This window comes from Streptococcus timonensis (assembly GCF_047463455.1).
Taxonomy (GTDB): Bacteria; Bacillota; Bacilli; order Lactobacillales; family Streptococcaceae; genus Streptococcus; species Streptococcus timonensis_B.
This window is the reverse complement of record NZ_JASHDV010000001.1, coordinates 153,083-165,433: the sequence shown is the minus strand read 5'-3', so window position 1 is coordinate 165,433 and position 12,351 is coordinate 153,083. Positions and strand designations below refer to the sequence as shown.

General features: G+C 34.6%; 17 protein-coding genes. 1 reads left to right on the top strand and 16 read right to left on the bottom strand.

What is annotated here, in order from left to right; translation table 11 throughout:
• Positions 1-12: 12 nt before the first annotated feature.
• Together QM847_RS00865 and QM847_RS00860 are read right to left on the bottom strand one after the other, a co-directional pair.
• Positions 13-417, bottom strand: coding sequence for a hypothetical protein (locus QM847_RS00865; RefSeq protein ID WP_414353287.1), 405 nt, complete (start codon positions 415-417; stop codon positions 13-15).
• Positions 418-465: 48 nt separating this feature from the next.
• A complete protein-coding gene (locus QM847_RS00860) occupies positions 466-972 on the bottom strand; it encodes a YfbM family protein (RefSeq protein WP_414353286.1) in 507 nt (168 codons plus the stop codon).
• A gap of 119 nt (positions 973-1,091) precedes the next feature.
• On the opposite strand from QM847_RS00860, the gene QM847_RS00855 reads away from it, so the two are divergent.
• Entirely contained in the window at positions 1,092-2,111 is a 1,020-nt protein-coding gene (locus tag QM847_RS00855) for a hypothetical protein (protein WP_414353285.1), read from the top strand.
• Between the two features lie 30 nt (positions 2,112-2,141).
• Here QM847_RS00855 and QM847_RS00850 read toward each other — a convergent pair whose 3' ends face one another.
• The 14 genes from QM847_RS00850 to rlmD all read right to left on the bottom strand — a co-directional run bounded on the left by QM847_RS00850 (position 2,142) and on the right by rlmD (position 12,278).
• A complete protein-coding gene (locus QM847_RS00850) occupies positions 2,142-2,948 on the bottom strand; it encodes a hypothetical protein (protein ID WP_414253615.1) in 807 nt (268 codons plus the stop codon).
• A 48-nt stretch (positions 2,949-2,996) separates the two neighbouring features.
• Positions 2,997-3,308, bottom strand: coding sequence for a hypothetical protein (locus QM847_RS00845; protein ID WP_084975324.1), 312 nt, complete (start codon positions 3,306-3,308; stop codon positions 2,997-2,999).
• Positions 3,309-3,312: 4 nt separating this feature from the next.
• Positions 3,313-3,495, bottom strand: a complete 183-nt coding sequence (locus QM847_RS00840; protein WP_178895047.1) for a hypothetical protein — start codon at positions 3,493-3,495, stop codon at positions 3,313-3,315.
• A gap of 14 nt (positions 3,496-3,509) precedes the next feature.
• Positions 3,510-4,388, bottom strand: a complete 879-nt coding sequence (locus QM847_RS00835) for a DUF4300 family protein (protein ID WP_414353284.1) — start codon at positions 4,386-4,388, stop codon at positions 3,510-3,512.
• Between the two features lie 45 nt (positions 4,389-4,433).
• Positions 4,434-5,315: a diacylglycerol/lipid kinase family protein gene (locus QM847_RS00830; protein WP_414353283.1), complete on the bottom strand. Its 882-nt coding sequence runs from the start codon at positions 5,313-5,315 to the stop codon at positions 4,434-4,436.
• A 242-nt stretch (positions 5,316-5,557) separates the two neighbouring features.
• Positions 5,558-6,307, bottom strand: coding sequence for a hypothetical protein (locus QM847_RS00825; RefSeq protein WP_414353282.1), 750 nt, complete (start codon positions 6,305-6,307; stop codon positions 5,558-5,560).
• Positions 6,308-6,385: 78 nt separating this feature from the next.
• A complete protein-coding gene (locus QM847_RS00820; protein WP_269796891.1) occupies positions 6,386-6,685 on the bottom strand; it encodes a hypothetical protein in 300 nt (99 codons plus the stop codon).
• Between the two features lies 1 nt (position 6,686).
• Positions 6,687-7,262: a hypothetical protein gene (locus QM847_RS00815; RefSeq protein WP_414353281.1), complete on the bottom strand. Its 576-nt coding sequence runs from the start codon at positions 7,260-7,262 to the stop codon at positions 6,687-6,689.
• An 11-nt stretch (positions 7,263-7,273) separates the two neighbouring features.
• Entirely contained in the window at positions 7,274-8,059 is a 786-nt protein-coding gene (locus QM847_RS00810) for a hypothetical protein (RefSeq protein WP_414353279.1), read from the bottom strand.
• Complete coding sequence (locus QM847_RS00805; RefSeq protein ID WP_414353277.1) at positions 8,056-8,580, bottom strand: RDD family protein; 525 nt, start codon at positions 8,578-8,580, stop codon at positions 8,056-8,058. Before QM847_RS00805 ends, QM847_RS00810 begins: the two co-directional genes overlap by 4 nt.
• Positions 8,581-8,813: 233 nt before the next feature.
• On the bottom strand, positions 8,814-9,305 hold the full coding sequence (locus QM847_RS00800; protein ID WP_414353276.1) for a phosphoribosylanthranilate isomerase: 492 nt from the start codon (positions 9,303-9,305) through the stop codon (positions 8,814-8,816).
• A gap of 295 nt (positions 9,306-9,600) precedes the next feature.
• A complete protein-coding gene (locus QM847_RS00795; RefSeq protein ID WP_414353275.1) occupies positions 9,601-10,011 on the bottom strand; it encodes a hypothetical protein in 411 nt (136 codons plus the stop codon).
• Positions 10,012-10,027: 16 nt separating this feature from the next.
• Entirely contained in the window at positions 10,028-10,777 is a 750-nt protein-coding gene (locus QM847_RS00790; RefSeq protein WP_414353274.1) for a lysostaphin resistance A-like protein, read from the bottom strand.
• Positions 10,778-10,922: 145 nt separating this feature from the next.
• Positions 10,923-12,278: a 23S rRNA (uracil(1939)-C(5))-methyltransferase RlmD gene (rlmD, locus tag QM847_RS00785; RefSeq protein ID WP_414353273.1), complete on the bottom strand. Its 1,356-nt coding sequence runs from the start codon at positions 12,276-12,278 to the stop codon at positions 10,923-10,925.
• Between the last annotated feature and the right edge of the window lie 73 nt (positions 12,279-12,351).

The following is a 12,351-nucleotide window of genomic DNA, read 5'->3' as shown; positions in this document are numbered from 1 at the left end:
ATTGTCAGACAGTTAGTAAATTTCATACACAAGCTCTCTATCAGCTTGAAAATATTTGTCGAATTTCACTAAAAGATAAAGGGATCCAGCTGGAGAAACACCGGCATCATAACCTAGAGAAAATTCGCCATAAGAACCACTTTTATCCAAGATTAACTCCCTTAATTCCAGTTCTGTAACTGCTTTATCAGGCCAATTATCATGGATAACCTTTTGAGCTTTTTTATCAAGGTGTTCCAAGTTTCTATATAAACTAGTCATCAAATCATCTGATAATAAGAGTAAATCCTGTTCACAGTAACCTGTAAAATAAATATTTATGTCTTTATTTAGATATCGCCCTAGAAAATAGATCCCCGAATCATGTTTTTCCCAGTTTATTCCCTTCCATAATGCCAATAAATCTTCTTTGTTCATTTATTACCTCAAGCAGTTATATTCTTTTAGGAATGTTTAATAAACTTTCTAACAAATAGTAACTAAGACATTTCCATTGAGCTCCAAAATCTTTTTGTAAAACTCTTTCATATTTACAAAGCAGGTTAAAATGTCATCCTTGATTTCTTCCTCTTCCTCAAGATAATCCCAAATATCAGGATACAAGTCGGCTTTCTTACAGGCTTCCATACTAAAGTCTGCCATGGCTCTGTCCATGTCAAAACTTTCTAAAGCTTCTACGATCTCAGCTATCTTGTTTTTTTCAATATAGGCGAGATATTCAGATACATCCTCTAGAGGAGTCACCCCTAAAACAGCTTCTCTCAAGGGATTGTCATCCAAAAATTCTGAACTACTAAATCCTGTCAAGACAAAGAGAAGAGCATCCCACATTTTATCGATATCCAGAAAAATTTCATATTCTTCTGCATAATCCTCCGCCAAGTCCAGCAAGTCATTTTCCTCATTAGAAAGTAGCTTTATTTGTTTTAATTTATCGTCTGGTAAATATTGATAATTGGCAATCATTCCCATGATTTTTCTCCTTTGAATCTTTTAGGATAATACTGATGTTTTTAGCTCTATTTCTATAGAAAATGCTATAATGGAGCTGAGAAATTGTTTTATTGAATGTTAAATAGGGGGAAATAGTCATGTTCACTAGTATTGTTTTGGGATTTTATGCTCTTTTCTTTCTATCCTTATCCTTTACCATTTATCTTTATATTAGACTTGTAGTTGCAGTCAGACAAGGGAAAGATGTCCCAAAATGGATCTATAAACTCGGCCATGCTGTTCAAGGAAGAATTCACGTTGACTATGAAGAAATCACTGATGCTAATGCCCTTAAAGAGATTCATTGGTTCTTGCTGATCTATTTAATCGTAAATCTACTCACATTGGCTGGATTCTACTATCATGGCAATAGCTTCCCGCAAGCAGTTTATGAATGTTTGAAAAAACAATTTTTCATCGTACTTGTTAGTATGGTTTTAAAAAGTATTGGTAAATTTGTTGTACTAACTATCAGAAAAAACTTTCATAACAGTCATGCCTATGCTTCAACCAACGCTTTTGTCGGGACAGCTTTTTTAACGAGTTATGTTTTTATGTTTTGCATGATGATGAGTGGCCTTCCAGCGCAACCTGTTCCAGTAACCATTAAAGATACCACTGTCATTGTCGGGGAGACCAAGGCTTCCGAACTTTTGGACCAAGGCTTTAGCTTTGAAGATAAAAGTCCAGAGACTTCCATCACAAATCCCAAGAACGACCACTTCTACTACGGTCAGCTTCTTGAAGTCAAGCGTGATGATCAGTCCTATGGCTTTATGAGCCTCACTCCCACAGGTAAAGATACAGATCAGCTCAAAAACTGCGTCATTACCTACTACAGAACACCTAAGGATAACAATCAACTAGAAGAAATTTCCATCAATCATGTCAAGCTAGCCAATCTCAAGCTTCAAGATTTTCAAACACGAAAGTTAATCGATATCTTTGAAGTCAATCCTGCTGATTATAATGTATCTGATAAGGATAACAACTTTATCCTAACCATTCAAACAGAAGACTACGACCTCTGGAAAAGGTACCGTATTGAATCCAAGTTCAATTCAGATGGTTCCCTAGATAGCTATGGTGTTAGAGCCCAGCACAGCATGTGGGAATGATTGACCATCTCCCCCTTTATCACATAAGCATTAAACTGGAAAAATATCGTCGACAAGTTTATAGGTTTCGATGAATCGAATGCCAGAGGAACCTTTATCTCTAGTGATTTCTTGATAAATATCTTCTAAATTTTGGGCAGGTGCCAGCATCCAAAGACTAAAAGGTCTGAGTTTCACCTGTCCAATTTTTTCAATATTTTCTAATAATTGCCCTAAATCTTTGTGATTGAACCAGCAGTCTGTAACGAGAGCAAACTTTGTATTTTCCATCTTACAGGAGATTTGACTGGTCAAAAAATCATCGATGGTGGGCTTTTTTGTCTGTAAGAGGCGCGTGCAAGCCAGATGATACTCAAGCTTTCTAGGACTCTGATCAACCATAGATACAAAGATAAGACCATACTGGTCTTTGAACTTAACAGCAAGGAGATCCCCTTCTACAAAGTAGGGTTTGCGTTTAGCTTTGGTCTTGAGGACCTTTAGAGGTCTAGGATTTTCAGTTTTCAACTGGATAGCAAGTTTATCCAAGACCTTTTGCCTTTGCTTCAAAGCCTTTGAATCTATTTCCAACCAAAATGGATCAGCCCCTTTTTTGATAAGCTCCAAGGTTTTATCTCTGATATCGTCTGTCAGGTGACCAATCTTCCACAGTGAGTAGGCAAGAGCAGTCCAATAAATTTCTGTAAAAAAGTCTGTTTGACAGTAATCTTTTTCTGCATCGAGGATATCCTTGATAATATCGGACACATGATCACCGTCTCTATAGCGACCGACTACTTCATTATAAATATCATAACCTTGATCACTGTCAATGATTTTAACGCCATCAATAGCCATACTAAACTCCTAATGCTCAATCGACACCTTATTGATAAATCTCAAAACTTATTTAATCTTATGCTTGTTCATTTTTTCTTGGAAAATATCTGTAAGAATTTGGCGCAATTCTTGGGCTTCTTTTTCAGGAAGTTGGCCTTCTTGTTCAGCTACAGCATACAACTCTGGATACTCTAGCGAGATTCTCTTAACAGTACGAGTAATGGCATGTTTTCTAACAAAAAATGGAATCCGTTTAATCATATCCTGAGGGATTAAGGCGATAATCTTATCGGCTGTTTCCTTATCGTTCAGCTTAGAGAAAGTTAGTCCCTTTTTAATCATTTCTTGTTCTTTTTCTGTAAAATCTTGTAATTCCATATGTCTACTCCTCATCTTCTGTCACTTCCCAAACTTCAGCTTGGTAAGGTTCTCCATCTTCATCGTATCGATTGATATAACCAATAAACCTCTCATTTTTTCTTGGTCTCTGCTGATTTCCTTTGATAACCCAAACAGCCCATACTCCGACTAGGACAAAAATTATGAATGTCAGTACTTCTTCCAATTCAGTGCCTTCCTTTAAAATTGAACCCACTTATCATTATCCATAATAAATGGTTTAGCTAGACCTTCACCTGTATAGTTTTCATATTTTGTATTTAAATATTTGTAGCAATCTTCCTTGGTCGCAAATTTGATGGCTTGATAAGGCTCCTCAAAGGTTAACTTTTCGACAAAGAGATAGCCGTCCTCACTTGGTACAAGTATCCCGACATGGCCAATAAAGAGGGAATGACCATCCAAGTCATCATGAACTACAACAGATAGCATTCTTGCATTTTCATTAAACTTAAATTGAGAGAGGAAGTTTTCCATCTTCGCTGCATGAACCTTAACATCTGTCGTTGCATCGGTCTTGACTCTTGAAAATAAGATATCAAAGGCGTCCTTATCTTCTGTACCAAAGACCTTTCCTTTATCAATGGCGTCATTATCGACAAATAAGAGGGAATCATCTTTCTCTAACTTAGGAATTTCGATGGAATTTTTTAATAAACAATAACTGTTAATACGACAGTTGGTACCGACAAAATCACCTTTTTTCGGTGTCCAAAGATTGGTAATTTTTTCTACATCATAGTCTGTTTTGGTGAATGTAGAAAAATCTCCAGTTAGGCCAACTGAACCGACAGTCGCGTTGTAATCATTGACAAGGTTGAAAAATGCATCGACACTGTCTTTATCCAAATGCGCAGCCAAGGCTTTCCGAACTTCTTCTTCGCTGGGCTTACTGTTCATATTACTATAAGTAGCTTTCCAGGAAACCTGATTTGATTGTGATTGACTGACTGAATTTTCCGTAGTAGCTTCGCTTGTCTTTTGACTTTGACTACAAGCCACTATGGTCAAAAGAAGCGTCGAGCAAAGACCAATAGTCGCTAATCTTTTATATTTCATAGGCGTTTCTTTCTTAAATAAAATTGTTGTTAAGAGTGAAATTCATTATTCTTTCGGTTGAGAATAGACCTCGATATGCTGACCTAGCACCTTGATTTCTACTGGTAAGTTATCGGATTTGTCACCATCAACATCCGTTTCTAATTCACTATCTGAAAAGATTTTGATATGACGAGCTTTCATATACTCGATGTTATCATTTACAACAACATCTCCTTTTAATAAGTCAGGGATGACTGACAATTTGGTAAGAATAGATGCATCTTTTAAAATCAAAATATTAGCATAACCATCCTTGTCTTCATCAAAGATCTTTTTGTCAGCGAAATAATTGGTGAGGAGAACTAAAACATGACTGGCTGGTCCAATGTAATTTCCATTTTCAGTCTCAACTGTAATGTTAAATGCTTGATCTGTAACCATAGACTTCATAGTATTAATCGCGTAGGCTAGCATACCAAACTTTGTTTTATCTTCTATGCCAACATTATGAATGGCTTCTGGTAATGAACCAATACTGAAAATATAGCCAAAATAGTTTCCATTTGATTTTCCGATATCAATCTTGTTGGTAGAACTAAAATCAAGCTCGTCAATGGCACCATCAATATCTTGATTGATTTCTAATAGTTTGGTGATAAGATTTCCAGTTCCTCCTGGAATAATCGCAAGTTTAGGAATATAATCTTTCTCAGCAATACCAGAGATTACTTCATTAACAGTACCATCTCCACCAAAAACAAGAACAGCATCATAATGCTCTCGAGAAGCTTCTTCTGCAAAGTTTGTTGCGTCTTGCGCTTTTTCCGTAATTTTAATCTCCACATGTTCAAAGTGGTCTCTAGCTTTATTTTCCAGTTTCACCTTATAATCCAGGGCTTTTTCACCACCAGAGGTTGGATTAATGATTACCATAATTTTATTCATCTATCGTTCTCCTTAAACATTTTAAAAACAATCAAAGCAAGTAAGAAACTCTTTCTTCATTCACTTTTTTGGTGCTGTATTAGACTGATAGATTTATATTGAGTAAAAACTATACATATAGAACTATCTAAATTTATTGTACTTGATTCTAGTTTATTTAGCAAGTTTACAAGATCTAGCATTGAAAAACCAACCGACATTTCTGTTCGATTGGTTTGTATCTTTATGAATAGTCTATAATCTTAACTATGTAAAAACTCATTAGCTTTTTTAACAATATACAACTCTTGATCTTCTTGAACTAGCTTCCTAAATAATTCATTAGATCTATTTACATATCCTTTTAATTTAGCATTTAAAGCCTGATAGTAACTAATTTCAAGTTTTTGATACTTAAATTCATTCTCCAAGTCTTCAAAATAATCATTACTTTTATGAGCAATCGTTAAATCATGAAGAGCATAACTCGTATTTTTAGTCTTGTCAGCTAGCATAGGATCAGTAATAGTCAGATCGTTTAGCATATCATCAAGCTCTTCTCTATTCAAATCAGGTCGAGAAAGAATAGTAGATCGAATGAGATAACTTTCTAACAAATCTCTATATTTTGGTTTTAGTTTCGTATTAGCTAGTGTTTCCGTTGCTTCTTTAATAGCACCATCGAAATCCCCAGTCATATATAAATAAGATACGGACGTTAAGGAAGCATCCATCTGCATGATTGGTCTATTTGATTGTTTATGATATTCAATATACTGTCTCCAAGATGGTAAATCCAGGTCCGTATGTAAAAGTTTAGTTCCAGCTCCTATATAGCTTTTTTTAATAAATAGCATAATAAGAAACAGGAGAACGTTCACTAATAAAATAAGCAATATTTGAAAAGTGGTATCTCTCACCATCCAAGCTACAAAGAGAATACAAATAATAGCCAAAACAATGGCAACATATCTATAAAGGACATATTTTTTTCGTAATGCTTTATAATCCATTTTGCTTTATCCTGTTTTTTCTTCACGTAATTAAAATTATGTTTCAACCTATAACATTTATAGTTAAAGAGCTATTTGTTAGAATTTTGATGGTATCTTTTTTCTTACAAGAAATCTACTCTTTCCATCTTCTGTTTCAAAGCCGTGTGGCACTGACGTATCAATTTCAACGATGATTCCTAAATCACGGACTACTCCAAAAGCAATAACTTTTTCAACAGGAAGACTCCTAACTTCCACTTCTTCAAATCCAAACACTGGAAGCTTGTCAACGAAAGCATGCTCCACTCCGTTCGCATCTGTCAGAATCGCCTTGCACCAATCTGGGAACTGATTAAGGTCGAATGCTTCTACGATAGTTACTTTACATTCAACCATCTCATTCTCCTTGCAAGGACTCTTCAAGCGCTTCTTTCGCATATCCCTCTACATCTTCAATCTCTATAAACGATGGACCTAGGTGACATAAGAAATGCCAATCTTCAGCGCCTTTTTCTCTGTAGAGAATCGCTTCGCCGTCTTCACTTCCGAAAAAGCTTCTATCGACTTCATACCCTTTGCTTTCTAAGAATTCTTTTGTCTTGCAGAAATTTGCTTCTCTGGCTTCGACATAGGCTTTCACTTCATCGTTGTTAACGACATACGCGTCGATTTTTGAATAACCTTCGATTACTTTATCATTTTTAACAGATAGATTCGAAATCTCTTTCCAAATAATGTCCACATTTTCCTCAGAATTAAACGAAAACATAGATAAAGGGACAATATTTCCATTGAATACAATTTCCATATAATCCGGCAAGTGTTTTGGGTTCACAAACTCCACTTCAAACCCATCTTCGTTTTCTAAAGTATACCCTGGGATTTGAGCTACAAAGGCTCTTCCCTCTTTTAAAGAATCAAACGCGACTAAATCTTTAGAATAATCATTTTGATACATTTCCAATATAACCATCGAGAACCCTCCTAGCTTGTTTTTTTAATTATGCTCTCCAAATCACACTTTTCTACACTCACGTATTCGACTTCTTTTGTTCCTTCATTGTAATGATAGCATCTAAAAATCAATTGATTACCTGTATGAAACAGCGTGTCTATCCCAGAGTAGTCTCCTTGGCATATATCTAGTACCATTTCATCAACAAGCTCTAATGTCTTTAAACGAAACACAAACCATCTTTCTTCTGTTGTAGAGAATACACCATAAGAATTGTTTATCTTCCATACGTTTGATAACCCGTCATTTTCAAAAACAGGAAATTGTTGGCTAGACTTTATTTGAAAACCATGATTCGATATTTTATAAAATTCAGTTGTGTAAAAATTTACCAACAACGAACTATCATCGTCAATCGTAAAAACATACGCTAAATTTCGTGGAAATTTATGTCTCATACTTAGCTCATGATTAGAAAATTCAAGGCAAAAGTCCTGCGATCCATTCTGGCCCGCTGTCAATGAAACGATGATTATATTATCAGAAAAGTTGTTAAAAGTTACCTCAGAATCAAGAAAATTATCTTCAAAATCTAAATAGGAACTTTGAAGATTCTTTTCGTCTCTCACTTCAATCCGAATTTCATGTCTACTTTTTCGATAAGCAAACCAAGTTAAGTTATTGGTCTGAGATTGATGGCTGCCGATTAAAGTGCCTTTTTTGGTTTCTATATTTTCAAAACTCTTATAGGATTGGTTATGATTGTCAATTAAACAATTTTCATTCACTTTTTTAAAACAGCTAAGTTTAATCACTTGTTATCACCCTCTAACTGAACCTGTGTATGAGCTAGTAAATCTCCTAGATGCCTTTTATCTTTTCTAAAAAATGCCATTGCCAGTAACAAAAGTGCAAGTAGGGTTGCTAAAGACGAAAGAATAATGGATATTAAATCAAAATCGCTATAGACTCCATGAATAGTTCCCATATGCCCTAATTGCCAAGGTAAAAATTTGATGAGATTTCTAATAAAGCTAGCCTGAATTGTTTTTTTCTGATAGACCAAACGAAGCCCTGCTTTTGATTTCCCAAAACTTCCATTTTTTGAATAATCCGAAAATGTGAAATAAAGCATGATTGGTAGGACACTGATAAAAAATGTAAGAGTCTGCGCCTGAAATTCTGTTTGCATTGGCACACCATTAAAAACAAAGTAGTAATAAGTTATAGCGCAAAGAAACAGAATACCCAAGTAAGTTATGATTAAAAGATAATCAAATAGTAGTTCAGTCATTCTTTTTTTAACCGAAATAGGATTAATTTCCAAAATCTCCATTATTTTATCCTCCTGTCTAAGCTCGTAAAAGCAGTGATGCCTCATCAAATAGAAAACTCTCTATCAAATCCTCTAAATAGCCAATCATTACTTTCAAAAATATATGTCCAGTACTAAAATTTAAAATCCTTTTACTTACTAATTCTATTACTTGCTAATATTGTATAGATTAAATAAGCAATAAAAATAACATAGCAGCCAGTCTTACAACTTACTACTTTTCATATGATAATTTACAAATGTCTTTCCAACCACTCGATCTTTTTAAAATCCTTATTGTTATTGTGATCATTTCGATAGGAGTCTTGAGAAGAAGCTTTGTAAATACTTAGATACTGCTCCAGACTTGGAAGACAAAAAGTGATGTCTTCAATGTGAATAAGCTCTATATCCGATTCCGAAACTCCTGCAAAATCAGGTAAGGAATCGATACTTCCAAATTCAACACTCACTCTATCCTTTTGGAATTCATGCTCATGAATATCTATTAAGACGTAGCCTAAGTCTTTCATCACTTTCATTATCTTGTCCCAGTCATAAATTCTGAGATGATCAGGTGCTTCCCAACCTCTAGGATCACCAGGCACATGAATGTCAATGTCAGACGGCCCCCAATTTTCTTTCGTTCTATACTCCAATCCCAAAGAACCCATCAGTGTCGGTGTAATTCCGACTCGATTTAAATGGAAACAAATGGTTTTAAATTCTTCAAATAAGAGACTCATGTTTACTCTATACCTTTCATCTAAATATACGTTATTTCTAATTTATTACCTTGAACAAAATCATTTTCATTTTCTAGAGTATATCAAGTTATTTTAGATACAAATTCTTTTCCTTCTTTTAAGGACCCAAACGCGACTAAATCTTTAGAATAATCATTTTGATACAATTCCAATAGATACATCTTTCATTCTCCCAATATTTGAAAAACTAAACGATATTTTAAAGCAATTTACAATCAAATTATCTATCCTTAATATACACATTTATCATATAACAAAGATAATTAAGTTTGGTTTATCCAGGATCTACATCTATAGAAGTTATTTTGTAACCATCATTATCGTATAAAAATTCTAATTGTAAAGTTAAATCTACTAATTCAGATTCGGAGGTCATCTGATAATCAACAACAAAGCCAGTTTGATCATTAAATTCATAAACTTGTAGTTGAGAATACTCATAATTCGGATGGAAATTACATTCTACACCATATTCATCAATTTTATCAAAATCATTTAATTGTAATGAATCGTCAATATATTCAAGTAACTCTCTTACATCATCAACTTCTGAACCATCAACACAATCCATAATATCTCTATAATTATTTAGATGAATTGCTCTTAAAATCTTTTTAAGTACCTCAATTACTTTTTCTTCATTTTGGCATTTTTCTTTGTACTTAAAATCATCGAATATTCCCATGATAATACTTCCTTTTCTAAAATTTAAAACCCTTTTCTTTACTAATTCTATTACTTGCCAATATTGTATAAATTAAATAAGGAATAAAAATGATAATAAAAATAACATTAATTTTTAACACAAAATAAAGATTTAACAAATTTGCGAATGCATGAAATAATATACAGTATCCTACTGATTGGGTTTGACGGTAAAGAAGCCCTAAAACAAAACTTAAAAATAATGTATATATAAAAAATAAAATAAAAGGAAATCCTTGATGACTTTCTCCAACTATAAACCATAAAGGCAGATGCCATATTCCCCAAATTGATCCTACAATCAAATTAGATTGCCAATAGGTATATTTTTTATCAAGTAATGGCTGTAATATTCCTCTCCATCCTAATTCTTCGTGACCACCACCAAAAAAAATTAGTTGTATAAAGAATAATGGCATCAGATAAATGGATACTCCATTTAATTCTAAGGAAGATACAGAAAATAGTATCAAAATTACTAACAAATGAATAATGAAATAAATACTACTATTTTCTTTCTTACTAAATAGAAAATGTTGAAATTTTATATTATTCCTTTTCAAATAAAAGCCACTTGCAATAGCTGGACCAAGTGCACCTACTATATGTAACATTCTCCCTATAATCGTTTCTAATCCCAAAATATGAGATTGCGTAATTATGGCGAGAAGCCCCCAAGCTATATAAGTAATTCCAAATGTAATATAAAGATAATTTTTTAAATTCCTTTTATCAATTTCTATCATTCTATCTTCCTTATTTTGATTATTCTATATATAATATTTTCTGCTTCTTAGTTGCTCTCGATTATAACTACCTATATTCTATCACAAAAATGCAAAAAAAGCCTTACATTCAAGGCTTTTCAGTATCCCTTTTGTTAGAAGGTTTTTACGCATTTACCAGCAAAGCTACACACTCAACATGGTGAGTCTGCGGAAAAAGATCCACCGGCTGGATTTTCTTCAATTCGTAGCCCAACTCTTGATAGAGTTTAATATCACGCGCCATGGTGGCTACATTACAGGAGATATAGGCGATGCGGTCAGCCCCTGTTTGTGCGCTTGCTTTGATCAAGCTTTCGGTCAAGCCCTTTCGTGGTGGGTCGACTAGGATAGCAGTTGGCTGGATGCCTTCCTTGAGCCAATTCTTCATGGCATTTTCAGCTGTATCGCAGACATAGTGGGCATTGGTGATACCGTTTAAACTAGCATTCTTCTGGCTATTCTCCACGGCTTCTGGTATGACTTCTACGCCATAAACTTCCTTAACGTATTTAGCGACTGATAGTCCAATAGTCCCAATTCCTGAGTAGGCGTCAATGACCACATCATCTTCACTTAACTCCGCAAAGTCAATAGCTGTCTGGTATAGCTTTTCTGCCATTTCGGTATTGACCTGGTAAAAGGCTGGTCCAGAGATTTGAAAATCATTGCCTAACATTTGGTCGGTAATATAGTCTTGACCATAGAGAGTGCGCCATTCTTTCCCGAAAATGGCATTGGTATTCTGGTCATTGATATTCTGCATAACAGACACAATTTCTGGAAATTGCTTGACAAGTTGTTCAATCAACTGTTCTACTCGGAAGACTTTTGGACGAGTTGTCACTAATATAACCATGATTTGTCCTGAATGGTGTCCACGACGCACAACAAGGTTACGAATTAAGCCTGACTGCTCCTTCTCATCATATGGTTTCAAATCATATCGACGGAGCAAATCTCGAAAAGTCACAATAACCTGATCTATGACTGGATCCTGAATATAAAAATCTTCAAGAGGCATAAGATCATGAGAATTCTTACGGAAGAAACCAGTCTCTAGAACATCATTAACGCGACGAATAGGAACCTGAGCCTTGTTACGATACTTGACAGGATTTTCCATACCAAGAGTATCAGCAACCTCTACATCCCTGATACCAGCAATCTTATAAAGACTGTCTTTCACTTGCTTGGTTTTAAACTTGAGTTGCTCTGGATAAGCTAGATGTCCCAAGTCAGCAATCCCAGAACGCAAGTAAGCCAAATCTAAGTCTTGATTACGATGTGCAGATTGTGTCAGGTACTCCTCGACCTTACCAAAGCCAATTTTTTTATTGACTTTAAGTACTCTCATGAGGATTTTCTCAGTCGGTAGAGCATTCTCTACAAAAAAGACCAATCCATCAACCTTGGCAACACCTGCTCCTTCATGGGTCAAATCGACAATCTCAACTTCTACAATATCATTTTTCTTTAACATATTTTTCACTTTCTATAAGCCGACAAAAAAAGACGGCAACAATCCTGTTACCATCTATTATACCATGAATTGA